Origin of the sequence: Microbulbifer pacificus (assembly GCF_002959965.1) — a bacterium.
Classification (GTDB): Bacteria; Pseudomonadota; Gammaproteobacteria; order Pseudomonadales; family Cellvibrionaceae; genus Microbulbifer; species Microbulbifer pacificus_A.
The window spans coordinates 1,740,662-1,764,191 of the sequence record NZ_PREV01000026.1; the positions used below are offsets into that span (position 1 = coordinate 1,740,662).

20 protein-coding genes are annotated in these 23,530 nt (G+C 56.1%); 10 read left to right on the forward strand and 10 right to left on the reverse strand.

Annotated elements, in window-relative coordinates; all coding sequences use genetic code 11:
• Window positions 1–121: 121 nt before the first annotated feature.
• The 4 genes from C3938_RS07770 (at window position 122) to C3938_RS07785 (ending at window position 3,958) form a co-directional block, all read left to right on the forward strand.
• Window positions 122–982, forward strand: coding sequence for a pirin family protein (locus C3938_RS07770; RefSeq protein WP_105102596.1), 861 nt, complete (start codon window positions 122–124; stop codon window positions 980–982).
• A gap of 67 nt (window positions 983–1,049) precedes the next feature.
• Window positions 1,050–1,673: an isochorismate family cysteine hydrolase YcaC gene (ycaC, locus tag C3938_RS07775; RefSeq protein WP_105102597.1), complete on the forward strand. Its 624-nt coding sequence runs from the start codon at window positions 1,050–1,052 to the stop codon at window positions 1,671–1,673.
• A gap of 138 nt (window positions 1,674–1,811) precedes the next feature.
• A complete protein-coding gene (locus C3938_RS07780) occupies window positions 1,812–2,726 on the forward strand; it encodes a pirin family protein (protein ID WP_105102598.1) in 915 nt (304 codons plus the stop codon).
• 38 nt (window positions 2,727–2,764) lie between these two features.
• Window positions 2,765–3,958, forward strand: coding sequence for a low temperature requirement protein A (locus tag C3938_RS07785; RefSeq protein ID WP_105102599.1), 1,194 nt, complete (start codon window positions 2,765–2,767; stop codon window positions 3,956–3,958).
• 44 nt (window positions 3,959–4,002) lie between these two features.
• Here the strand turns inward: C3938_RS07785 and C3938_RS07790 are convergent, their stop codons facing one another.
• From C3938_RS07790 to C3938_RS07800, 3 genes are all read right to left on the reverse strand, one after another.
• Window positions 4,003–5,409, reverse strand: a complete 1,407-nt coding sequence (locus C3938_RS07790; RefSeq protein ID WP_199775510.1) for a DUF1254 domain-containing protein — start codon at window positions 5,407–5,409, stop codon at window positions 4,003–4,005.
• Window positions 5,410–5,463: 54 nt separating this feature from the next.
• Window positions 5,464–6,411 (reverse strand): SphA family protein, encoded by a 948-nt coding sequence (locus C3938_RS07795; RefSeq protein ID WP_105102601.1) that lies wholly within the window; start codon window positions 6,409–6,411, stop codon window positions 5,464–5,466.
• A 181-nt stretch (window positions 6,412–6,592) separates the two neighbouring features.
• Window positions 6,593–7,060, reverse strand: a complete 468-nt coding sequence (locus C3938_RS07800; RefSeq protein ID WP_105102602.1) for a GNAT family N-acetyltransferase — start codon at window positions 7,058–7,060, stop codon at window positions 6,593–6,595.
• Between the two features lie 215 nt (window positions 7,061–7,275).
• On the opposite strand from C3938_RS07800, the gene C3938_RS07805 reads away from it, so the two are divergent.
• Window positions 7,276–7,971, forward strand: coding sequence for a DUF2239 family protein (locus C3938_RS07805; RefSeq protein ID WP_105102603.1), 696 nt, complete (start codon window positions 7,276–7,278; stop codon window positions 7,969–7,971).
• Window positions 7,972–7,984: 13 nt separating this feature from the next.
• On the opposite strand, the gene C3938_RS07810 is transcribed toward C3938_RS07805, so the two are convergent.
• Window positions 7,985–9,208, reverse strand: a complete 1,224-nt coding sequence (locus C3938_RS07810) for a class I SAM-dependent rRNA methyltransferase (RefSeq protein WP_105102604.1) — start codon at window positions 9,206–9,208, stop codon at window positions 7,985–7,987.
• Between the two features lie 233 nt (window positions 9,209–9,441).
• Between C3938_RS07810 and rimO the strand changes: the two genes are divergently transcribed.
• Window positions 9,442–10,812: a 30S ribosomal protein S12 methylthiotransferase RimO gene (gene rimO, locus C3938_RS07815; protein WP_105102605.1), complete on the forward strand. Its 1,371-nt coding sequence runs from the start codon at window positions 9,442–9,444 to the stop codon at window positions 10,810–10,812.
• 655 nt (window positions 10,813–11,467) lie between these two features.
• Window positions 11,468–13,507 (forward strand): fibronectin type III domain-containing protein, encoded by a 2,040-nt coding sequence (locus C3938_RS07820; protein WP_158681601.1) that lies wholly within the window; start codon window positions 11,468–11,470, stop codon window positions 13,505–13,507.
• 26 nt (window positions 13,508–13,533) lie between these two features.
• On the opposite strand, the gene gmhB is transcribed toward C3938_RS07820, so the two are convergent.
• The 3 genes from gmhB to glyQ are packed head-to-tail and all read right to left on the reverse strand — an operon-like array spanning window position 13,534 to window position 17,165.
• Window positions 13,534–14,082, reverse strand: coding sequence for a D-glycero-beta-D-manno-heptose 1,7-bisphosphate 7-phosphatase (gmhB, locus tag C3938_RS07825; RefSeq protein WP_105102607.1), 549 nt, complete (start codon window positions 14,080–14,082; stop codon window positions 13,534–13,536).
• Window positions 14,083–14,103: 21 nt separating this feature from the next.
• Window positions 14,104–16,185 (reverse strand): glycine--tRNA ligase subunit beta, encoded by a 2,082-nt coding sequence (glyS, locus tag C3938_RS07830; protein ID WP_105102608.1) that lies wholly within the window; start codon window positions 16,183–16,185, stop codon window positions 14,104–14,106.
• Window positions 16,185–17,165, reverse strand: a complete 981-nt coding sequence (gene glyQ, locus C3938_RS07835; protein WP_158681602.1) for a glycine--tRNA ligase subunit alpha — start codon at window positions 17,163–17,165, stop codon at window positions 16,185–16,187. Before glyQ ends, glyS begins: the two co-directional genes overlap by 1 nt.
• Window positions 17,166–17,244: 79 nt before the next feature.
• On the opposite strand from glyQ, the gene C3938_RS07840 reads away from it, so the two are divergent.
• The 3 genes from C3938_RS07840 (at window position 17,245) to C3938_RS07850 (ending at window position 20,405) form a co-directional block, all read left to right on the forward strand.
• A complete protein-coding gene (locus C3938_RS07840; RefSeq protein ID WP_267893026.1) occupies window positions 17,245–18,213 on the forward strand; it encodes a lysophospholipid acyltransferase family protein in 969 nt (322 codons plus the stop codon).
• A 238-nt stretch (window positions 18,214–18,451) separates the two neighbouring features.
• Window positions 18,452–19,021, forward strand: coding sequence for a DUF2239 family protein (locus C3938_RS07845; protein ID WP_105102610.1), 570 nt, complete (start codon window positions 18,452–18,454; stop codon window positions 19,019–19,021).
• Window positions 19,014–20,405: an MATE family efflux transporter gene (locus C3938_RS07850; protein WP_105102611.1), complete on the forward strand. Its 1,392-nt coding sequence runs from the start codon at window positions 19,014–19,016 to the stop codon at window positions 20,403–20,405. The genes C3938_RS07845 and C3938_RS07850 overlap by 8 nt, the downstream gene beginning before the upstream one ends.
• Before the next feature lie 62 nt (window positions 20,406–20,467).
• Here the strand turns inward: C3938_RS07850 and C3938_RS07855 are convergent, their stop codons facing one another.
• Genes C3938_RS07855 through C3938_RS07865 form a run of 3 tightly spaced genes read right to left on the reverse strand, consistent with a single transcriptional unit; the run spans window position 20,468 to window position 23,515 of the window.
• Window positions 20,468–21,658 carry an ABC transporter permease gene (locus C3938_RS07855; RefSeq protein ID WP_105102612.1) on the reverse strand — a complete coding sequence of 397 codons (1,191 nt, stop codon included), beginning with the start codon at window positions 21,656–21,658 and terminating at the stop codon, window positions 20,468–20,470.
• 4 nt (window positions 21,659–21,662) lie between these two features.
• On the reverse strand, window positions 21,663–22,820 hold the full coding sequence (locus tag C3938_RS07860) for an ABC transporter permease (protein ID WP_105102613.1): 1,158 nt from the start codon (window positions 22,818–22,820) through the stop codon (window positions 21,663–21,665).
• The gene (locus C3938_RS07865; RefSeq protein WP_233998714.1) at window positions 22,817–23,515 is read right to left on the reverse strand and encodes an ABC transporter ATP-binding protein; all 699 of its coding nucleotides are present in this window, start codon (window positions 23,513–23,515) and stop codon (window positions 22,817–22,819) included. The genes C3938_RS07860 and C3938_RS07865 overlap by 4 nt, the downstream gene beginning before the upstream one ends.
• Between the last annotated feature and the right edge of the window lie 15 nt (window positions 23,516–23,530).

The window sequence follows — 23,530 nt, forward strand, 5'->3', positions numbered from 1 at the left end:
ACAATCGCACCGTTCTAAAAATGGAACGCTATGAATGAATTTTACTATCTAGTGCGGTGTTCGTCCCATAACTAACATTGCACCTATCAAAGAGTTCGGTCTGATCGAGGAGACTGAGAAAGTGAAAAAAGTTCTGGGAGTTTACGGCGCACCCCGACAACACTGGGTTGGGAATGGGTTTCCCGTGCGTTCGCTATTTTCCTATCACTCGCATGCCGAGCAGATGAGCCCGTTCTTGTTACTAGACTACGCCGGGCCCACTGACTTCCAGCCCAGCAAGAAGCCCCGTGGCGTTGGGCAACATCCCCACCGGGGCTTTGAGACCGTAACTATCGTATACCAAGGCGAAGTGGCGCACCGGGACTCCACCGGCAAAGGCGGTGTAATCGGCCCCGGCGATGTGCAGTGGATGACTGCCGGCGCCGGCATTCTGCACGAGGAATTTCACTCCTCCGAATTTTCAGCCAGCGGTGGGACCCTGGAGATGGTACAGCTGTGGGTGAACCTACCATCCAAATACAAAATGACGCCGCCTGGATACCAGGCTATTGAAAAGCGCGAGATCCCGGAGGTCCCTCTACCGCAGGGGGCGGGATACGTCCGGGTAATCGCAGGGGAGCTAGCTGAAAAAACCGGTCCGGCCCACACCTTCACGCCAATGCAGGTGTGGGATCTCAAGCTGCTGTGTGGTCGATGTACCGAGTTCACCTTGCCAACGGGTTGGTCAACGTCGTTGATTGTGCTGGAGGGGAAAATCAACGTGAATGGCACAGCTGACGTTGGCGCTGCGGAAATGGCAGTACTGGCTAGAACCGGTGAAAGCGTTACTTTGAGTGCCAGTGTAGATACAAAAGCGCTTCTGCTGGCCGGTGAACCAATTGATGAGCCCATCGTTGCACAAGGGCCATTCGTGATGAATAGCCGAGAGCAGATTTATCAGGCGATTACCGATTTCCAGATGGGACACTTTGGTCAAATGTGAGCAAGTACCCAAACCTGATTTCAATAGGTCCAATCACGCACCTAACATCAAAGAAAGGAGCCATTAAATGAGCAAACCCTACGTACGTCTCGACAAAAATGACGCTGCTGTACTGTTGGTCGATCACCAGTCCGGTCTACTGTCGCTGGTACGGGATATTGATCCCGACAAATTCAAAAACAATGTTCTCGCGCTGGCGGATCTGGCCAAGTACTTCAACCTTCCAACTATTCTTACCACCAGTTTTGAAGATGGCCCAAACGGTCCCTTGGTCCCGGAACTGAAAGAGATATTCCCAGATGCACCGTACATAGCACGCCCAGGACAAATCAATGCCTGGGACAATGAAGACTTTGTTAAAGCGGTAAAAGCCACCGGGAAAAAACAGTTGATCGTTGCCGGAGTTGTGACGGAAGTCTGCGTTGCATTCCCAACCTTGTCTGCATTGGCTGAAGACTTCGATGTATTTGTAGTAACAGATGCTTCCGGAACCTTCAATCCGCTTACCCGTGACGCTGCTTGGGATCGTATGTCCGCCGCCGGTGCTCAGCTAATGACGTGGTTTGGTGTTGCCTGTGAGCTCCACCGTGATTGGCGCAATGACATCGAGGGACTGGGTAACCTGTTCTCCAATCATATTCCGGACTATCGAAATCTGATTACCGGATACAGCACTTTGAAGGGAAAATAACCCTCGTATCATGATGGTGACAATAGGCCACCTGGTTGATATAGCCGGTGGTCTGTTCATCCCCTCCGAACCGTATCAGCACATAAAGAATATTGCTGCAGTCTACAACTCTAACCCGTGGCCGAAAAGGAACGCTCAATGAGTAATATGGCAACGCATACCGAACAGGAATGCAGGTTTGAACAGGGGTGTGGTGCACTGAGTCTCATAATTCACCCAAACGACAAAGACCTGGGTGGTTTTACGGTACGCCGCTGCCTTCCGAATACTGCGTGCCGTTCTGTTGGTCCATGGATTTTTTTCGATCATATGGGACCTGCAGAATTTTCTCCCGGAAATGGAATTGATGTTCGGCCACATCCTCACATCAACATTGCAACGGTATCCTATCTATTTGATGGAGAAATTTTGCATCGTGATTCACTCGGTAGTGAACAAGTGATTCGCCCGGGAGACATTAACTTAATGGTTGCAGGAAAAGGGATTGTGCATTCCGAGCGAGAGCGACCAGAAGTGCACGATTCCCAACACCGGGTACATGGCCTGCAGCTATGGCTTTCATTGCCTGAGTCCGAAGCGGAAATGGAGCCTGAGTTTCACCATTACCCCGCTGAGCAGATACCACATGTCGACGTTAATGGAGCCAAAGCCAGGGTCATCATGGGATCTGCTTTCGGTGTGATATCACCGGTAAAAACGTTTGCTGAAACTCTTTATGTCGAGATGCATTTGCAGCCTGGTCAGCAGGTGACGCTACCTATGGCGCAAGAACGTGCGGTTTACGTAGTCAGCGGCAGTTTGTGCGCCCGCGATATCGTAATCCCAATGCACGCAATGGGTATATTCAACGATGATAGCGGTGTTGTAATTGAGGCTACATCCGAAAGTCGAATTGTCATTATTGGCGGCGCCAATCTCGGCGAGCGTAAAATCGTGTGGAACTTTGTGGCTCAAAAGGAGGAGCGTATCAATTCCGCCGTTGAAAAATGGAAAATGGGACTTTTTCCGAAAGTACCCGGAGACACTGAAGAGTTTATTCCGTTTCCCGGATAGATCGGAAATGACTAAAAGATTCGATATAGGACCAAAGCATGATCTCGATACTGTCCTCAAATCTATTCCGTGAAAAGGGTGGGGGAAGGGAGCACAAGGTAGAATTTGTCGAACTGTTTTTTGACCTGGTGTTTGTATATGCAATCACACAAACCGCACACCTTCTGATTGAGCATCCTACCTTCATCGGAACATACAGTTTCTTTTTGATGCTGCTTTCGGTTTGGTGGGTATGGGTATTTACATCCTGGGTAACCAACTGGCTTGATCCACAGAAAACTTCGGTCAAGTTGCTTTTATTTACGCTAATGTTCGCCGGGATGCTGATGGCCATCGCTATCCCTCACGCACTGACGGATTATGCGCTACTGTTTGTCGCCACATACGTATTCATGCAACTGGGAAGAACCCTGTTTATGTGTTTCGTCTGCCTGAAAAGCAGGCCGGCTTTACACTCGACATTTGTGCGCATGGCAATATGGTTCGGAGTGTCGGCTTTTATATGGGTGGTCGGCGCGGTGAGCGACCCAGAGAGCAGGTTGGCATGGTGGACGGTAGCGATTCTAATGGAATACCTGTCAGCGGTGACATCATTCTATGTGCCGTTCATGGGACGATCGCGCAGCAGTGAGTGGAATATTTCCGGTGAGCACATGGCGGAACGCTGTGGCCTGTTAATCATCATTGCGTTAGGAGAGTCACTGTTAGTCAGCGGCAATACCTTCGCGCAACTGCACTGGGATGTCGGCACCTTCAGTGCCTTTGTTAGCGCTTTTCTGGCAACACTGGCGATGTGGTGGATTTACTTTAACCTGGCAGCAGAGCATGCCAGCAAAAACGTTGGGAAATCGGCTAATTCTGGTGCCATAGGGCGCCTAGTTTACACCTACGTGCACTTCCCGATTATCGCAGGAATCGTGGTTTTTGCGGCCGCGGATGAGTTCTTTATGGCCCACCCGCTGGGGCACACGCCGGCAAAAGTAGTTTGGGCCACCTTAGGCGGGGCAGGTCTTTATCTGCTGGGTAACATATTGTTCAAGTGGTTTGTATTCCGCAGCCATCCCAAGTCTCATTATGTTGGCTTGTTAATGATGTTTTTGTTGATTCCTGCGAGCTTGGTATTGCCACCGGTTGGCGTCGCTCTATCTACCGCCATGGTTCTCGTACTGGTGGCCATTTGGGAAACTATTGTGGTATCGAAAGGAGTGAATCGGCAATCGGCCGAAACTTAGCCATAACAATCCCTCCCCACATCTGGTGGGGAGGGATGGGTAAGCTATTTACTACCGGCGCTGGTGTTTTTTACCGGTGGTGGGGCCCAGGATCCATCTATCACTTCCATAGCGGGCGAGTACAACCGCAGCATCAAAGAAAAATTGCCTTCCGCGGGAGAGGGCAACCAGTTGGGTTCTTTATCTGGACCGGGAGATTTTCGCTGTATATAAATATCAAGAGAGCCATCGGAATTGAATATCAATTTATCTCTATCACCGATTGCGTACCTGTTGATGGGGTTGTCCGTAAAAAGTTGGCGATCGTTGTACATGGTCATGGACCAGAAAGCGTTCGCCGGAGGAATCTGATCTTTGGAAAAATGCACGGTATAGTTATTGTCACTGTTTAACGGGTTGCCATTTTCGTCAGAAAAAGCCGTCGGATACACTGCGTCCGATGGCACATTGGCGCCCAGCCCACCGTAGGCTACCGCTGCCCGCCGTAGATAATCGGTGCCGTAGTTCCCCATTCCAGAAAGGTTCATATTCCAGCCGTTTTTTGATACTCCGGAATCTTTCCATGCGTGTTTGATTTTGGGTAACGCCTCATTGGCTGCAGCCTCCAGAGCATCTCGGGTGAGAGCTGTCTGGTTTTCCATGCGAAACGTTTTTCCTGGCTCCATACCTAGACGTTTCATCCGGTCGAGTATCGGATAGTCGGACGCATGGGGCGGGTTGTCTTCCAGAAGTTTCACGAAGGTAGAGAAAAACTGAGCAGGTTTCATGCTCTCCACCTGATCCACCGGTGGGCGCATATCCTGATTTGGATTTACCGGACCCTTAGGGGCGACGTAGGGTTTTCCATAGGCGCTGAGAGGAACCGCCTTCAGGCCCTTCTGAAATTTGTATACGGCTTCGTAGTCTGAGGGCCCATTGGTCTGTACTCGACCGCCCATCCAACCGTGCGCCGTAGGGCTGTCATAACGAGTGATTCCTGAGGGCAATTTACCCTGCCACCCCGGACCGACAATGGCAAAGGTTTGTGCTGCGGTGCCTGTTGTGCGCTTTCCTGGTACGGTAAATACATCAGTCCACTGGTCGAGGAAGGGCAACAGATAGTAGCGACCGCCAGAGTCCGGAACGATAACAACCAGCGGTTCTTTGCTGACATCGAACGTCATGGAGCTGTAGAGAGTGTCAGCATTCGGGCTGGCGATAATATCCATGCTGGCATCGGGAAAGCTGCGTGCGTGTGCGATCTGATTTATCGGCGCATTGGGAAACGACGGCTTCTCCACATTGGTGGCCACATCTTTACTCACGTTCATAAGAACCAAAGGATAAGCGTAAATATAGATATCTCTCGCTATTTCCCTCGCTTCCTCAGGGCCCACATCGTCGGCAGCGTTACTCAGCGGCGAGAACAGAATGCTCAAACTGATAGAGCAGTAAACCAAGAAATTTTTCACCATATTTCTCCCTACGAAATTGCAAGTGCGCTATAGCGCATGCTGTCTGGTCGCCTAAAATGTCACGCTAAATGTCAAAAGAAGTGGATCACCTTCCAGCCGCCGCCGCACATTTAATTCTTTCATCCAGCGCGCCGACACTGTTACCTGCTGTTGACTCTGCATCTTCCTGCTATAGGTAATTAAAGGTCCAAGAGCGAGTGCTCGCCCTCGAAAACCATCCAGGCGATCCACCAGTGGACCCTCATCATTCTCGAGCTGGTTGATCCACCCCCCAGCTACACCGTAGCCAAGTCCGTTGGCGCAGCGTTTAACCAGAATCGAATCCAAACGTAACACAGCGCCATTTTGGATCTTGGTGTCTTCATTTTCGGTATAGAAATCTACGGCGGTAAGCGTGCTCCACTCCAATGATCCGCCTTGCATCAACTGCGTATAGCCCACTGTCGGCGAAACGGTCCAGGTGTTTAACCCTGGATTGGCCAGCCGCCCTAGCGTGTAATCACCCGTAGGAGCGTAGATGTAGACCGAAAGAGAGACGTGGTTGACCTCACTGAGGTGTAGCCCTGCGATGACGGGGGCAAAGTAAATATCGAAAAGGTCTCTGGTATGGTCTCGGTTCACACCTGTGAATGGACCTATCTCCAACGTCGTACGCGCATCGAGTGAGATGTAGGGAACCGTAATCATTGACGCGAAATTCCACGTTGTGGAATCTGTGTCCCAGATATAACTGCCGGTGAGTGACACGATATCCAGAGATGTATCGAGGCCGACTGCCAAATCACCGGCAATCGGGACTTCGCGCTTTCCCCGGATTTCGCCGTTAAAACCCAGATAGCTGAGCTGTGCGCTGAACCCCGGGTCTGGAGGTACCAAGCCCGCATAAAATGTGCCCTGGGCGCCGGTGACGGCTCTGCCTAAGCCACCTTCAGTAGCCTGACAAGGGTAGTGCGTAGTAAAGGAAATTAGGATGAGAATTCCGCGAAGATAGTTGACCATATCAAGCTGCGATCAAAAGGTGGAACACAACTATAGGTACGCCAACCGCTATCTGTGCCCAATAGTGCGCCAGTTGTCACATGATTCTGGTTGAGTATTCGGCGCTTGGGGACTGTAGGGCTCGTAATACCGACGACTCGATTTTGGCGGTGTTTACCGATTTCCTACATCACAGCGCAGCTCAGGCCACGCGACAATTCATATAAATTTCATCCTGATTGGCGGCCTTGTTGTGCTTCCGCGCGGTTTCCGCAAAGCCGTGCTGTTGCAGAAAGTAGCGGCCACGCAAGTTCTCTTCCAGAACACAAGCTTCCAGCTGGACGCGACCGAACTTGGCCTGTTCCATCAGCGCACTGCCTACACCGTGGCCCTGTTCACCGGGAGATACAAAAATAGTCTCCACCCGTCTGTTGTTGCTGATGGTAATCAGACCCTCGGCCACATCGCTACCGGGGCGGGTATAGACCCAATGGCTGGTTCCATCCGAACCGACCCCGCGACCGCGACACTTCGCGGATAGTTCTCGCCGTAGAATGCGGGCCTGGGCCATCCAGAACTTCACCGGCAAGCTTGGGTGACTACTACAGGCAAGATGCAACCACAGTTGTGACAGGCGCTCTACATCGGATTGTTGAAGCGGTCTTAACATAGACCCTCCGTTGCGGTGCGGATGTAACGCCAAATTTTAATCTGCTGGACGTGGGCTTCCCACACGGCGCGAACTCAGAGCGGCGATCAACCAGGTAGCGATTCCACGCCAACAGACAAAAGGAGTGGCGTCACTCTCCACATAATAGTGATCGGCGGGGTTTGGTTGTGATTCAATGCTGGGTAAAATTCTGACCAAAAGGTTAGGAAACGATAATGGCAAACACCCAAAACTCTCCCCATACCAGCGCACACAGCGTGAGCGCCTTCAGTGGCCACCAGCGTATTGCCCAGGGGCATATCAGCCGTGTCGCTCTGCAACTGAAACGTACACTGAGTCAGTCGGCACTGGACTCTGTCATGATCTTCGACGACGAGAACAGCTATCCGGTGGAAGTCGATTTCAGTGGCAGCGAAACAGAAATACTCGCGCGTCTGCCTGCCCTGCCGGGAGGTAGTGTGGAGGGAGACCGTGCCGGCGGTACGAACCGCGATACCGGCGATAGCGAGGGTCAAACCGCAACTGAGCTGAGCCAGCTGCTGGGACTGAACGAGCAGCAACAGAAATGGCTCGACGCCCGCCTGCAAAGCCCTGCCGATACGATCAAAAGCCTGATTGATACGGCGATAAGAGCAAACAGCGAAGCCGTGACCAGCGTGGCGTCACTACGGTCGTCTGCGCTTCAGGGAGCCGTGGGAGGGAGGACGTCACAACACGCACGCGAAGCGATACAGCGCTCGATTGTCGCCCTCGGAAAATCTCTACCGGGCTACACCGACGCGCTCGCCGCGCTGCAACATGGCGATGGGAGGGGCTTCCTTCACATCATTGAACAGTGGCCGCGCGGGCTGGCCTCCCACCTGAAGAAATTGGCCAGAGACGCTTTCTCTGGCTCGTTCACCGTCAAGTGAAGGTAGCGTTGAACTAAACGTTGCCGCCCGCCGCCAGGTGTACGAAATGCGCTTTGAGATAGCGGGTTTCCGGAATGGACGGGTGAACCGGGTGGTCGGCGCCCTGACCGCCGCTGCCGATGATACTGATGTTTTTATCCAGGTGGCGGCCGGCACCGCGCAGGATTTCCAGCAGCGTATCGGACTCCAGGTGCATGGAGCAGGAAGCGCTCACTAACAACCCATTCTTCTCGAGCAGGCGCAGTGCCAATTCGTTGATATGGCGGTAGGCGGCCTCACCGGACTTCTGGTCCTTGCGGCGTTTGATGAACGCCGGTGGATCGAGCACGATGGCGTCGAAGCGCTGGCCCTCGTTGATCAGCTCCTTCATGGCGTCGATCGCCTTGCCCTGAATGGTCACCAGGTCATCCTTGCGGTTGTTGAGCGCTGCATTCTCCTCGCACCAGTCCAGTGCCTGGCCGGAGGCATCCACACAGGTCACCTGCTTCGCGCCGTGAGCGAGCGCTTGCACACCCCAACCGCCCACATAGGAGAACAGATCGAGCACATTCAGCCCCTTCACCCACTGGTTCAGGCGTGCCCGGTTGTCGCGGTGATCGTAGAACCAGCCGGTTTTCTGGCCGAGGTATACCGGTGCCAGCAGGGATACGCCGTTCTCTTCGAAGGGCACCATCTGCGGTACCTCACCATGGGCCACCTCACATACCTCCGGCAGCTCCTCCACCTTGCGGCCCTGGTGGTCGTTGCGCAGCAGTACGCCTTTGGGTTTTACCAGGGTGATCAGCGCGTCGACGATATCCCCGAGCATGCGCTCCATACCCCAACTGCTGATTTGTACCACCAGATAATCGCCGAAGCGGTCCACCACCAGACCGGGAAGACCATCGGAGTCACCATATACCATACGGTAGCTCGGGTGAGGAAAGTAGCGCTCGCGGAGCGCCAGCGCGCTCTCCAGGCGCCGCAGCAGCTGTTTGCCGTTGAACGGATCTTTGCGCGACACCAGACGGCCGCAGATAAGCTGGTTCGGGTTCACCAGCGCGTAGCCCAGGCCCTTGCCGTTGCTGTCGAGAATCTCACACTGCTCACCGGGCTCCAGGCCCTTCAGTGGACTGCGCTTGGTATCGACCTCGTTGCTGTAGATCCACAGGTGACCCATCTTGAGTCGTCGTTCGGCGCGGGGGTTGAGAATCAGCTGTTGCACGGCAGGGCTCCGGTGGTTGAGGCGGGGCGCCATTGTTGTTATGCGGCCCGAAGAACACAAGTACAAAAAAGGGAATACAAGCACCAATTGCATTCCCGCCCGGGGATTCATGACGGCAGCGACAAACATAGCGCGGCGCATTCCGGTTTCCCCGTTTCCCGCCCAAAGTGACCGGTCATCGTGCTATGCAAGCCGGTCGCCGCCCGTTAGAATTGCCCGCTTTTTAATCAACGGTGACGGTGCCCACGGCGCCGGCAGAGGACTTCATGAGTAGTGCAGACAATACAGTGGCTGGTGCGACCGTAGTGGAGCCGGGAAAAACCGGATCTGGCAAGGTGGGGTTCGTTTCCCTCGGCTGCCCCAAGGCGACGGTGGATTCCGAGCGCATCCTCACCCAGCTGCGCATGGAGGGTTACGAAGTTGTTCCCTCCTATGAAGACGCCGATGTGGTGGTGGTAAACACCTGTGGGTTTATCGACAGCGCCAAACAGGAATCCCTGGATGCCATCGGCGAGGCCCTGCACGAAAACGGCAAGGTGATCGTTACCGGTTGCATGGGCGTGGAGGAAGACACCATTCGCCAGGCGCACCCGAGCGTGCTGTCGGTCACCGGTCCGCAGCAGTATGAACAGGTAGTCAATGCGGTGCACGAAGTGGTGCCGCCCAAAGCCGACCACGACCCGTTTATCGACCTGGTGCCGCCGCAGGGCGTCAAGCTGACCCCGCGTCACTACGCCTACCTGAAAATTTCCGAGGGCTGCAACCACTCCTGCTCCTTCTGCATCATCCCCAGCATGCGCGGCAAACTGGTGAGCCGCCCGGTGGGCGAGGTACTGGGCGAGGCCGAGCGCCTGGTCAACGCCGGTGTGCAGGAGTTGCTGGTGATTTCCCAGGACACCAGCGCCTACGGCGTAGACCTGAAATACAAGCTGGATTTCTGGGACGGCCGCCCGGTGAAGACCCGCATGCTGGAGCTGTGCGAGGCCCTGTCCTCCATGGGTGTGTGGGTGCGCCTGCACTATGTGTATCCGTACCCCAATGTGGACGATGTGATCCCGCTGATGGCCGAGGGCAAACTGCTGCCGTACCTGGATATCCCGTTCCAGCACGCCAGCCCGAAAGTGCTGAAGGCCATGAAACGCCCGGCATTCGAAGACAAGACCCTGGCGCGCATCAAGAAGTGGCGCGAGATCTGCCCGGAGCTGACCATCCGCTCCACGTTCATCGTTGGCTTCCCCGGCGAGACCGAAGAGGATTTCCAGTACCTGCTGGACTGGCTCTCCGAGGCACAACTGGACCGCGTGGGCTGCTTCAAATACTCCGCCGTAGACGGCGCGCCGGCCAACGAACTGGACGGTGCGGTGCCGGAAGAGGTGAAACAGGAGCGCTGGGAGCTCTTTATGGCCCACCAGCAGCAGATCAGTGCTGCGCGCCTGCAGCAGAAGATCGGTCGCAAGATTGAAGTGTTGATCGACGAAGTGGACGAGGAGGGCGCCATCGGCCGCTCCTGGGCCGACGCGCCGGAAATCGACGGCATGGTGTACCTGAACGGTGAAACCAATCTCGCCCCCGGCGACAAGGTGTGGGCGGAAGTCACCCACGCGGACGAATACGATCTGTGGGCGGAGCTGTTGTAAGCGTTGTTGTAACTTATCGAGTGATATGCAAGCTCAACAAAAACGGAGGTCATAGAGCCTCCGTTTTTGTGTGTGCCAGAATCCAAACGGGGATGCGCGTCAAAGATGCGGAGATATCTATAAGAACAACCGCAGACAACAACTGAAAAAGCAGCTTTTCAGCGGTGCAATGATTAACTTGCCTGAACCAAAAATATTTCAGATTAAGCGGGGAAGCCGGAAAATTCTGACGGTTACTCAAAAACAGGAGCGCGTGCACATACGAACACATCCGGGAGAAAATTGACGCCACTCAACCAACATTCGTTGGCCGCGTAACCAGAGATAAACAAATCTACCTTAGCCTCGGGCCATCCGCATTCTGACACCCATAGGCCACCCGACAAGGTAGAACAACATGAGAAGCCTCGAAAACACGAGCACTATTTTATTCTCCGCCCTCCTGGCTTTACTCAGTCTTCCGGCAGGGGCTCAACGTGTTTCCACCGACAAGCCGGTATATTCCCAGGGTGAAACGATCGAAGCCATATTTACCAACGGGCCCGGCAACGCTACAGACTGGTTGGGCATCTATCCGCGGAATGAAATACCGGATGGCAATCCCGCATCTACAAGCTGGTTCTATGTAAATGGAAGCAAAAGTGCAGGCGGCGGTTTGAGTGCCGGACAGATTACCTTCAATGACGCGCTCCCTGTGGGTGACTGGACCATCTGGTTTCTGGCCAACAATGGCTACAGCTCGCTGGCCAGTAGCGATTTTTCAGTTTCTTCTCCTCAAGGCATTACCACCGACAGTGTGACTTATACCGTGGGTCAGCCAATCACGGCCACCTTTTCCGGCGGGCCAGGCAATCCGACGGACTGGGTCGGTATCTATCCGCAGGGAATCGTACCCGATGGCAACCCTGTATCCACGGCGTGGTATTACGTAAACGGCAGCAAAACGGCCGGACAGGGCGTTAGCGACGGCCAGGTGGTATTTAATGAGATCCTTGCGGAAGGTGCCTGGACGGTGTGGTTCCTTGCCAATGATGGCTATACGGTGATTAACAGCAGTGACTTTACCGTAGTGGGTTCCGGAAGCGCCGGCATTGTGGTTGGCCCCTATCTGCAAAGCGCGACCAGCGACAGTATGGTGATTATGTGGGAAACCACCACCGGAACTGAGAGCCGTGTGGATTTCGGTACCACTACCGCGCTTGGCACAACCGTTTCGGGCGGTACGCAACCGGGTAACGCCGGCTCGCAAATTCATACCGTGGAACTCACCGGGCTGACCGCGGATACCTACTATCACTACCAGGTCACCACTGGTGGTGCGTCCAGCGACTTACACAGTTTTCGCACCATGCCCACCGACCGCGACGCCGATACCAACTTTGTCGTTTACAGTGATATGCAGGAACAGGGTGGTGCGGCTACCAATATTCACGGTCGTATCGTAAATGAGAGCATTCCCCACCACGTCCATCAGTGGACCGGGGAGAGCGATATGAGCAACGCGCTGGATTTTGTCCTGGTACCCGGAGACCTGGTAGATTCCGGGCCCACCTACACCGACTGGAAAAGCCAGTTTTTTGACGAGGCCAAGCCCCTGATCCAGAAGGTGCCGTACTTCACCGCGTTGGGCAACCACGAACAGAACCACGATAACTACTACAAGTACATGCACAACCCCGGCAACGGAACGGCGGCGGGCGACGAGCAGTGGTATGCCTTCGACCATGGCAATATCAAAGTCATTACCCTGAACAGTAACAATGGTGACGGCAACCAGCTCAGCTGGTTGGAAGACATACTGGCCGAAGCCTGTACAGACCAGGAAATTGATTTTGTGTTTGCGCAGTTCCATCACGCCCATATCAGTGAAACCTGGCTGGAAGGGCAGTCGAACATCGCCGCAAACTTTGTCTCGCGGCTGATCGATTTTTCCAAAGAGTGCAATAAGGCCAGCGTGCACTTCTATGGGCACAACCACAGCTATCAGCGCGGACAAACCAGAGATCATTCGCACTTCTATATGGACGTTTCTGGAGCGGAAGGTGATCTCGCCTACTGGGGCGAATACAACCAGGCCAACTCGGATATTATCCAGAAAGCCATTGTGGAGTGGGGTTGGAGCTTTGTTGAAGTGGAAGGCGGGGAAGATCCGAAATTTGTGATGCGCCGAATCGGCCTCGGCGGCGAAAATCAAGATTACACGGTAAATTTCCCCGGTGCGGAAATTGATACCGTAACCTTTCGGCCGGGCAGTGCGGCACCGGTAGCGCCAATAGCGACAGCACCAAATGGATCGCTCGTAGCTCCGGAAAATGTTGTGCTGGAAGCATCACCATTCCATCCAATGGAAGTCGGCAACTCACATCTGGCATCGCACTTCCAGGTCACGACTACCGCGGGCAATTACGAAAATCCGGTAGAGGAGCAATGGTTCCGGTGGGAAGACCGCTATTTTAAGATCAATCAAAATCAGGGCGTCGATCTGACCAAAACCAAAGATCAGTTTGATCTGGAACCGGGCACCACCTACTTCTGGCGAGTGCGCTATCGGGATTCCGGATTCAAGTGGAGCCCGTGGTCCGCCGAAGCCTCATTTACCACGGCACCAGGGGTGTGTCTTGCCAGAAATGAACACTGTTCCAGTGATGAGGAGTGCTGTTCAAACCGCTGTCGTGCCAACGGCAGTTGCCGCTGAAAATAAACATACCGTTTGCGGCTTTCTTATTGCAGCAGGAAGTCCGCAAACTGTGCCAGGTTTTCCATTACCCGTGTTTCGACGAGACTTGCGTCGGGATTCTGCAGCAGCGCGGCGAGGGTCTGCTCACCGCGTCCGGTTCTTACCAGAACGGGCTTGCAGCCTTTCGCCACCGCACACTGCAAATCCTTTCTCTGGTCGCCGACAAAATAGCAGTCGTGCAGACTGATATCGAACTCCGCTTCAATCGCATCGAGCAGGCCCGGTTTGGGTTTGCGGCAGCGGCAGTGGTCATGGTCAGAATGCGGGCAGTAAAAAATCGCGGCGATCTCGCCACCGGCATCTTCAACGAGTGCCCGCATTTTTGCATGCATGTCTTCCAGGTCGTCGAGGTCGAAGCAGCCGAGTGCGAGACCGCTCTGGTTGGTGGCAATCACCAACTGGTGTCCCGCCTGGCTCAACTGCGCCATGGCTTCAATGCTGCCGGGGATAGGTAGCCACTCATCGGCACTGCGGACATGTGTGTCCGAGTGCTGATTGATGACGCCGTCGCGGTCGAGAATGATGATGGCCATGGTGCAGTTATCGCCAGGTAATTACTTGGCGGGTGCCAGCTGGGAAATGTCTGCCACTTCCAGGAACAGGCCACGCAACTGCGCCAGCAGCGCCAGACGGTTGTTGCGCAGCTGTTCGTCGTCGGCCATCACCATGACGCCGTCGAAGAAGTTGTCGACGGTTTCGCGCAGGCCGGAGAGACCGGCGAGACCTTCCTCGAAGCGCGCTTCCGCGTAGAGTGGCGCAACCGCATCCTGCGCATCTCTGAGTGCGAGGTACAGCGCTTTTTCCGCATCTTCCTGCAGCAGCGACTGCTCCACCTGGCTCGGCGCCGGGCCCTCCAGTTTGGCGAGAATATTCGACACGCGTTTGTTGGCCGCAGCCAGGGCTTCCGCTTCCGGCAGCTGGCTGAAGCTGTGCACCGCTTTTACGCGGTTGTCGATATCCAGCGGACGCGACAGTTTGCGTGCGGATACCGCCAGGAACACCTCTGCCTTGATGCCGGCATCCTCATAGCGCGCGCGGAAGCGTTCGATCATGTACGCCAGCGTCTGCTCGACCACATTGTCGTACTCGGCGAGCGCGGCGCGCGGGTAGCCATCGCGAGCCAGGGTGAGCAGTTCGCGCAGATCCAGGTCGATATTTTTTTCCACCAGCAAACGCAAAACACCGAGGCTGGCGCGGCGCAGCGCGAAGGGATCGCGCGAACCACTCGGCGGTTGGCCGATACCGAAAATACCGACCAGCGTGTCGATACGGTCGGCGAGGGCGACGATGGTACCGGTTTCGGTAGCCGGCAGCTCGTCACCGGCGAACTTCGGCATGTACTGCTCGTACATGGCCTTGGCCACGTCCAGCGGTTCACCGTCATTTTCCGCATAGTAGTAACCGGCAATGCCTTGCATGTCCGCAAACTCAAACACCATTTCGGTAACGAGATCGGATTTGCACAGCTGCGCGGCGCGTTGCGCCAGTGCGGAATCGCCCCCGATTTTTCCCGCAATTGCCGCTGCCAGTTTTGCCAGGCGCTCGGTTTTGTCAAAGACGGTTCCCAGCTTCTGCTGGAACACGATGGTCTTGAGTTTTTCCCGACGCGCTTCGAGGCTGGTCTTTTTGTCGGTCTCGAAGAAGAAGGCGGCATCAGACAGGCGCGGGCGGATGACCCGCTCGTTACCCTCGATTACCTGCTTGGCGTCGGTGCTCTCGATATTGGATACGGTAATAAAGAACGGCAGCAGCTGGCCGTCTTCGTCCACCACGTGGAAATATTTCTGGTGCTCCTTCATGGAAGAGATCAGCGCTTCCGCGGGCACGTCAAGGAAGCGCTTTTCGAAGCGTCCGGTCAGTGCGACGGGCCACTCCACCAGTGCGGTGACTTCGTCCAGCAGTGCGTCGTCGATCACCGCTTCGCCGTTCACATTGTTGGCTTCCGCCTGTACCTGCTCGCGAATCATTTCGCGGCGCTCGGCAAAATCCACCACCACAAAACCCGGCTCGCGCAGCTGTTGCACATAGTCATTGGCGGAGGCAACGGTAAGTGCGCTGTCGCAGTGAAAGCGGTGGCCGCGGGTGGTGTTTCCGGCTTTCAGGCCGAGCACTTCCGCATCCACCACCTTGTTGCCGAACAGCATCAGCAGCCAGTGTACCGGACGTACGAATTCTTCCTTGCGCGCACCCCAGCGCATGCGCTTCGGAATCGGCAGTTGCGCCAGGGATTTACTGACGATCTCGCCCAGCAGCTTTTCGGTGGCTTCGCCCTTCTGCTCGCTGATGAATGCCAGGCGCTCGCCCTTGTCGGTCTGCACCCGCGCCAGTTGATCGACAGTGACGCCGTTACCGCGGGCAAAACCCTCGGCGGCCTTGGACGGCTTGCCGTCTTTATCGAATGCGGCGGCCACGGCTGGGCCGTGTTTTTCGATCTGTTTGTCCTGCTGTTGCTCGACCAGGTCGCTCACGGAGACCGCGAGGCGGCGGGGGCTGGCAAAAGCCTTGATCTCGCCGTAGGAAAGCTCGGCGTCTTTGAAACCCTGCTCGATGCCATCAGCAAAGGCCTGCATGAGCGTGTTCAGCGCTTTTGGGGGCAGCTCTTCGGTGCCCAGCTCAACCAGAAAATCCTGAGCCATTACTTCTTCTCCTTCTGCGCTTCAATTTGAGCCAAAACATCGTTGCGGGCCTGTTCGGTAGCGAGCGGGAAGCCGAGGGCGTGGCGCGCATCGAAATAGGCCTGGGCGACCGCGCGGGCCAGAGTGCGCACGCGCAGGATGAAACGCTGACGTTCGGTGACGGAAATCGCGTGGCGCGCATCCAGCAGGTTGAATGCGTGAGAGGCTTTCATCACCTGCTCGTAGGCCGGCAGCGGCAGGCCGAGGTCGATCAGCCGCTGGCTCTCACGCTCGCAGTGATCGAAGGTGTGGAACAGGAACTCCACATCCGCCTGCTCGAAGTTGTAGTGGGACATCTCCACTTCGTTCTGATGGAACACATCGCCGTAGGTGACGGCCGTACCGTCGGCGCGACGGGTCCAAACCAGGTCGTAAATGGATTCCACTCCCTGCAGGTACATGGCGATACGTTCGATACCGTAGGTGATTTCGCCGGTGACCGGATAGCACTCGAGACCGCCAACCTGCTGGAAGTAAGTGAACTGGGTGACTTCCATACCGTTCAGCCACACTTCCCAGCCGAGGCCCCAGGCGCCGAGGGTTGGGGATTCCCAGTTGTCTTCCACAAAGCGGATGTCGTGAATCGCCGGATCGATGCCCAGTGCGCGCAGGCTGTCCAGGTACAGATCCTGGATATTGGCGGGGGAGGGCTTCATCACCACCTGATACTGGTAGTAGTGCTGCAGGCGGTTGGGGTTCTCACCATAGCGACCGTCGGTAGGGCGGCGGCAGGGCTGAACGTAGGCGGCATTCCAGGTTTCCGGGCCGATGGCGCGCAGGAAGGTGGCGGGGTGAAAGGTGCCTGCACCCACTTCCATATCCAGAGGCTGTAGAATGACGCACCCCTGGCGCGCCCAGTATTCCTGCAGGGTGAAAATCAGTCCCTGAAAGGTGCTCAGATCCTGCGCGGGGGCAGAACCGCTGGTTTGTTGCTCGGACACCACATTCTCCGGTTTCAGCTGGGTGAAAAGACAAGGGGCGCAATTATAGCGGCAGGTGGTTGCGCACTAAACAGCGCGCGTGACAAAAGCTCTCCGCCGGAGAGCCATACTGAAACGTCGCTGTAGCGATGGATTTGAGAAGGAAGTACGGATTTTGGATATCAAAGGGCAATTGGCGGCGGGCGCACTGAAACTGGTGGGCCGGCTGCCCCTGCGCTGGTCGCGCCGTCTCGGCGGGGCGGTGGGACGCGTGGCGGTGTGGAGCCGCGGCGATAACCTGCGTATCAGTCGCATCAACCTCCAGCGCTGCTACCCGGAAATGCCCTCGGCGGAGCGGGAAAAGCTCGCCCGCGACAGCGTGGTCAACACCGCCATTACCGGCTTTGAGGTCGCGAGTCTTTGGCGGCAGCCGTGGAGCCGCGCCGAAGACGTGATTGTGCGGGTGCGCAACCAGCAGCTGCTGACCGAAGGGGTCAGCGAAGGTCGCGGGGTACTGGTACTCGCGCCGCATATAGGAAATTGGGAGATATTCGGCCAGTTTCTCGCCACCGTCGGCCCCACCACCAGCCTGTACGCTCCCCCTAAAATTACCGCGCTGGACCCGTTGATCCGCGAAGGCCGCGAGAAAACCGGCGCCCATCTCGTGCCCACCAACGTGCGCGGCGTACGCGCGCTGCTGAAGGCACTGAAGGACGGCGGCATCGTCGGTGTGCTGCCGGACCAGGAGCCAGACCTCTCCGGGGGCGACTTTGCGCCGTTCTTTGGCCACCCGACGCTCACCATGACCCTGGCTTACAACCTGATCCAGCGCACCGGCTGCAAGGTGGTGTTCGGGTTCGCCAAGCGCCTCGAGGACGGTTTCGAGCTGGTGTTGTTGCCGGCGGAGCAGGCGATCTTCAGCGAGGAAGTGAAAGTGTCTCTGGCGGCACTGAACCGTGGAGTCGAATCCTGTATTGCCGAGGCGCCGGAGCAGTATCAGTGGGAGTACAAGCGCTTCCGGCGGGTGCCGGAGGGCAAAAGCCGTATCTACCAGAAAGCGCGCCGCTGATTCGAGCGGCATCTTCCGTCCACCCTTTTCCCCCGCCCGTTTTGCAGGGGGCCTTGCAGCGCGAGGCCCCCACCACCGATTTCCCCAATTCCCCCGACCTGCTGGCAGGGCGCCCTCCAGAGCGCGGCTGCGCGGTGCTTTGCACGGATGATGCGCAACTCTTTTTACCCGGGTAAATTGATTTCAATTAATATCCGGGTAATAATCAATCCACAAGGCGGATTCAGAGAGAGAAATCATGGCTGAGGAATATGTTGCGATACACGACAGGACGGTGATTGCGAGAGGGGATCTGGAAACCATCGTGCGGCAGACCAAAGCCATTGGCGGCGAGATTGAGCCGGTGGTGTTTGAACTGGAGACCTGCAAGCGGGTCGACCTCCATTGGCGCGGCGACGTACAAACCGTTATCGACAACCTGCCCGGTACAGGCGCGCGGACTGCCAACAAGCGCGGTCGCCCCAAGCTGGGCGTCATCCCGAAAGAAATCACGCTGTTACCGCAGCACTGGGAATGGTTGGCCACCCAGCGCGGCGGTGCCTCGGTGACCTTGCGGCGGCTGGTGGACAGTGCAATGAAAAACGCGTCCACCGAAGAGCGCGTCAGTATGCAGCAGAATCAACTGCACGGTTTGATGTCGGTGCTCGCCGACGAGGCCGGGTTTGAAGAGGCGGCGCGCGCGCTGTATCGCAACAGCCGGCGAAATTTTGAAGCGGCGATCAGCGCCTGGCCCGAGGATATCAAAGGGTTGGTGATGGAAAAATTCGATGCCATCGACACACTTCAGCGGAAAAAAACCGATGACTGAGCACAGTGAAGAAAACAGATTTCTGAGCGGATCCCTCGGCTCGGTCTTTGTAAAAAACGCGGCACCCATCATCCTGATAATGCTGGTCAACGGGTCCTTCAATTTGGTGGATGCGTACTTTTTGGGTGTCTTTGTCGGTGCCGATGCACTGACGGCGGTAACGTCGATGTTTCCGGCGGTGATGTTGGTCGTCGCCCTGTCCACCCTGGTTTCCAACGGTTTCGCCAGTGTTATGGCGCGTACGCTCGGCGCCGGGGATAAACCGGCTGCGAGAGAAGCATTCGCGCAGGCCATTAGTCTGTCGTTGCTGGTCTGCGTATTACTTGTCGGGTTGTTTCTGATATTCGGGAAACCGGTTTCGCTGTTGGCGAACGGTGGCTCGGCAGAGCTGGCGCACATGAGTTACACGTACATTTCAATACTGATTCTGTGCTCACCGCTGATGTTTATTCTGAATATCAATGGCGACTCCCTGCGCTGCGAGGGCCAGGTCGGCTTTATGGCGCTGATATCGCTGGCATCCGTGCTGTTCAACGGGGTGCTCAATTACGTGTTTATTGCGCAACTGCACATGGGCGTGGCGGGGTCCGCCTGCGGCACCGTTGCGGCTCAGTTTTTGTCTTTGCTGGTGGTATTTGGCTTTCGCCGCACGAGGAAAAATCCTGTGCGGCTTCAGGTTGTACTGCTCTCATCTGAGCGAAGCCGCTGGCGAGCGTTTCTTGCGCTTGGCGCGCCTTCAAGTCTGACCTATGTTGGATTGGCGCTGTCATCGGCCGCCATATTGTACAACCTGCAAATCTGGAACCATGGAGATTACGCAACCACGGTCGGCGCCTACGGAATTATTACCCGCTTGATGACGTTTGTATTTTTACCGCTCCTTGGCCTCAGCATGGCATTCCAAAGCATTACCGGAAATAACGTTGGTGCGAAAAAATTCCAGCGCACTAATAGTGGAATAAAAATTGCGATTCTTTCAGCGCTGGTTTACTGCCTGCTGATCCAGGCATTGATATGGTTGATAAAAGATTACTTTGGAAACTGGTTTGTTGACGATATCGGTATCGCCAAAGAAGTCGCGCGTATTCTGCCCCTTTCAACGCTCGCACTTTTTTTGCTGGGCCCATTAATGATGGTCAACATGTTTTTCCAAAGTATTGGTGATGCCGCTCGCGCGAGCTTTTTGAGCCTGTCAAAAACCTATCTGTTTGCGCTGCCGCTGGTATTTCTGTTGCCTGTGCAGTTTGGTGAAACCGGTATCTGGCTTGCCGGCCCGGCGGCGGAGGGGTTGGCGCTGTTGCTTACGCTGGGGGTATTGGTCCACCGCGCTCAACGGCATCGATATCGCATGGGGCTGTTTTATCCCGGGGCAGACGCGGCATAGCGTGTGTTGCTCCCCCTCCGGCGCGGGAGGGGGAAGATACTGAGGAAAACGAAAGCTGGTAATCAGGTTGCCGCGCGGAAGGCCACAATCACCGGCAGCCGCGCCGCCCGCCAGGCGGGGAAGAAGCCGCTGACGAAGCCGATCAACAGTGCCAGCTGCGCGCCCTGCGCGAACAGGTCTGGGGACATTTCGAAACTGAACACCACCTGGGTAAAGCTGCCGCCGAGGGTCGATGCACTCAGGCCGTCGAAGAACAGAAAGGCGGCGGCGGAACCGAGCAGGCCGCCGGCAGCGGCCAGTACCAGTGCTTCAATCATCGTGCCGCAGAACGCGGAAAAGTTGCTGAAGCCGAGGGTGCGCAATGTGGCGATTTCCTTGGCGCGGTCAGAGACCGAGGTGTACATGGTGTTCAGTGCCCCGGCGAGCGCGCCGAGTGCCATGATGGCGCTGATTACGCGCCCGAAAATGGCCATATACTCGAGCTGCTTGCCCTGGGCGGCAAAGTAGGCGTTTTCGGTTTGCACCTCGAGATTGAGGCGCGGCTCCTGCTCGATGGTTTTTTCCAGGCCGCTGATATCTCCCGGCGTTTCCAGTTGCGCACGGATGGTCTGGTAGCTGCTGCCGCGGTCGTAGTGGCTTTGGATGACCTTGATATCCGCCCACAGTTCGCTCTCGAACACATTGCCACCGGTGGTGAATACGCCCACCACCGTCCACACGTTCTTGCCAAAGCGCACTTCCTCGCCGATGGCAAAGCCATCGAATTCCCGCAGTACGCCGGCACCCACAATCAGTTCATTGGTACCGGGTGTGAACATGCGGCCTTCAATCAGGCGCATGTTTTCACGCATCGCCATGCCGTTGGCGTTGATGCCGCGCAGGGGAATATTGGCCTCAGTGGCAGTGGATTTTTTCAGGCCATCGACAATCACATAGAGCTCCGCCGAAACCAGCGGTGCGCCCTCGGCGTCGCGCGCGATGCCGGGAGACTCCTCGATCAGGTTGACCTGTTCACGGCTCACCACACTGTTCAGCTCCGCCGCCGATCCCTCGCGCATCAGCACCGCGATACGGTCGGAACCGGCACCGTTCATGGTTGACTCGAAACCTTTCGCCATAGCGAGAAATGCAAGCAGTATGGCCACCACAACCGCGGAGGCGAGCACCATGGCCAGCGACATCCACAGACGCCGGGGCAGGCTGCGAATGTTCATCATCGCCACGGTGCCAATCTGGGCAAAGAGTGAAGTCATGATGTCAGCTCCGGTTGAACGCGGTGATGATATTGAGACGCAGAGCGTTGTAGGCGGGAATCAATCCGGTCACCAGCCCCAGCAGGATCATGTACAGCACGGCCTGGGCGATGATGTCACCTCCCATCGACAGATTCGGCAGGAACTGGGCCATGGAGGACTTGGCGCCCTCAATGACAAGCCAGCCCATGGCGAGCCCGAGAAAACCCCCGATCAGCGCGACCAGCAGGGATTCCATCAGCACCATGCCGAATACCCTGGGCGCTGAAAAGCCGAGGGTTTTCAGTACTGCGATCTCGCCGGTGCGCTCGCGCACCGCCAGTGCCATGGTGTTACCGACCACGATAAGAATGGTGAAAAAGGCCATAAACACCACGCCAAAAATAATCAGGCCGATATTTCCGATCTGTTCGATAAACGCTTTATTGAAGGCCTTTTCGGTGCTGGTATCGGTTTCGTTCTGCGAGTTGGCGAAGGACTCGTCGATGGCATCCGCCACCCGCTGGTTGATGGATGGGTCCTCGGTGACCAGTGTCATCCAGCCTATCCAGTCGCCGCCAAAAGTCTGGGTTTCCATAAAGTACTTGTAATGGAACACGGCGTAGCGGGTATCGTAGTTTTCGTCGACACCGTCAAAAATACCGCTCACCACAAATTCCCAGCTATGGCCGCCATCTTTGTGGGAAAAAATGTTGGAAGAGAGGGGAATCTTGTCGCCGACTTTCCAGCCCTGGGCGTCCGCGAGCTTTCTGCCGATCAGGATCCCCTGGCGGGTCTGCAGCCAGGCGGCCTTCTGCTCGGGGCTTACCACCACTTCGTTGTAAACCCGCAGGTAGGATTCCGGTTCCACCGCCATGGTGATGATCTGGTTTTTGGCATCCTGGTAATAACCGCCAAACCAGTTCAGGTGGGTGACTTCCTTGACGCCCTCTATGGCCGCGACCTTGCGGTAGTAGGCAATAGGCAGGGATTTGGTGAAATTGATACTGTTCACTACCACCAGGCGGTCGTCCGCAGCGAGGTCGACGCCGGAATCCAGTGCGCCTTTCAACGTCGTCACCGCGCTGAAGATCAGGAAGGCAATGAATATCGCAAAGCAGGTCAAAAACAGACGCAGGGGTTTGCGCGTCATGTTTTTATAGATGAGATAGAGATCGTTCATGCCGCCACTTCCTTGTGCACGAATTTCCCCTTATCGAGATGCACGGTCTGTTTCGCGTAGGAGGCGGCGGCCGGGTCGTGAGTGACCATCACGATGGTCTTGCCGTGCTCGCGGTTGAGCAGCTGCAGCATTTCCAGGATTTCGTCGGCGGTCGTCCGGTCGAGGTCACCGGTGGGCTCGTCACACAGAATCAGTTTTGGGTCAGACACAATGGCGCGCGCGATGGCGACGCGTTGCTGCTGGCCGCCGGACATTTCGCTGGTCATGTGTTTGGCGCGATCGGAAAGTCCCACCAGTGCCAGCGCGGCTTCTACGCTGCGTTTGCGCTGTGCGCGCGAAAGTTTTGTGAGCAGCAGCGGCAGTTCCACATTGCGCGCGGCGTTCAACATCGGCATCAGATTGTAGAACTGGAATATAAAGCCGATATTGTGGGCGCGCCATTTGGTGAGTTTGCTCTCGCTCAGATTGTCCATGCGCGCGCCGTCGAACCAGATTTCGCCACCGCTGGGCTGATCTACGCCGCCGAGCATATTCAGCAGAGTGGTTTTACCGGAGCCCGAGGGACCCATGATGGCGAGAAAGTCGCCGCGCGCGATCGTCATATTCAGGTCGTTGAAGATGGAAATGGTTTCTTTGCCTTTGACAAAACTCTTTTCCACCTGTTTGAGTTCAAACAGCGCTTCCTGTGACATCATCAAACCCTCGGTTAA

Bases quoted from the DNA above. Each gene is read 5' to 3' on its own strand.
- ycaC (WP_105102597.1), top strand. From the start codon at position 1,050: ATGAGCAAACCCTACGTACGTCTCGACAAAAATGACGCTGCTGTACTG.
- C3938_RS07780 (WP_105102598.1), top strand. From the start codon at position 1,812: ATGAGTAATATGGCAACGCATACCGAACAGGAATGCAGGTTTGAACAG.
- C3938_RS07785 (WP_105102599.1), top strand. From the start codon at position 2,765: ATGATCTCGATACTGTCCTCAAATCTATTCCGTGAAAAGGGTGGGGGA.
- C3938_RS07795 (WP_105102601.1), bottom strand. From the start codon at position 6,411: ATGGTCAACTATCTTCGCGGAATTCTCATCCTAATTTCCTTTACTACG.
- C3938_RS07800 (WP_105102602.1), bottom strand. From the start codon at position 7,060: ATGTTAAGACCGCTTCAACAATCCGATGTAGAGCGCCTGTCACAACTG.
- C3938_RS07805 (WP_105102603.1), top strand. From the start codon at position 7,276: ATGGCAAACACCCAAAACTCTCCCCATACCAGCGCACACAGCGTGAGC.
- C3938_RS07810 (WP_105102604.1), bottom strand. From the start codon at position 9,208: ATGGCGCCCCGCCTCAACCACCGGAGCCCTGCCGTGCAACAGCTGATT.
- rimO (WP_105102605.1), top strand. From the start codon at position 9,442: ATGAGTAGTGCAGACAATACAGTGGCTGGTGCGACCGTAGTGGAGCCG.
- gmhB (WP_105102607.1), bottom strand. From the start codon at position 14,082: ATGGCCATCATCATTCTCGACCGCGACGGCGTCATCAATCAGCACTCG.
- glyS (WP_105102608.1), bottom strand. From the start codon at position 16,185: ATGGCTCAGGATTTTCTGGTTGAGCTGGGCACCGAAGAGCTGCCCCCA.
- C3938_RS07845 (WP_105102610.1), top strand. From the start codon at position 18,452: ATGGCTGAGGAATATGTTGCGATACACGACAGGACGGTGATTGCGAGA.
- C3938_RS07850 (WP_105102611.1), top strand. From the start codon at position 19,014: ATGACTGAGCACAGTGAAGAAAACAGATTTCTGAGCGGATCCCTCGGC.
- C3938_RS07855 (WP_105102612.1), bottom strand. From the start codon at position 21,658: ATGACTTCACTCTTTGCCCAGATTGGCACCGTGGCGATGATGAACATT.
- C3938_RS07860 (WP_105102613.1), bottom strand. From the start codon at position 22,820: ATGAACGATCTCTATCTCATCTATAAAAACATGACGCGCAAACCCCTG.
- C3938_RS07865 (WP_233998714.1), bottom strand. From the start codon at position 23,515: ATGATGTCACAGGAAGCGCTGTTTGAACTCAAACAGGTGGAAAAGAGT.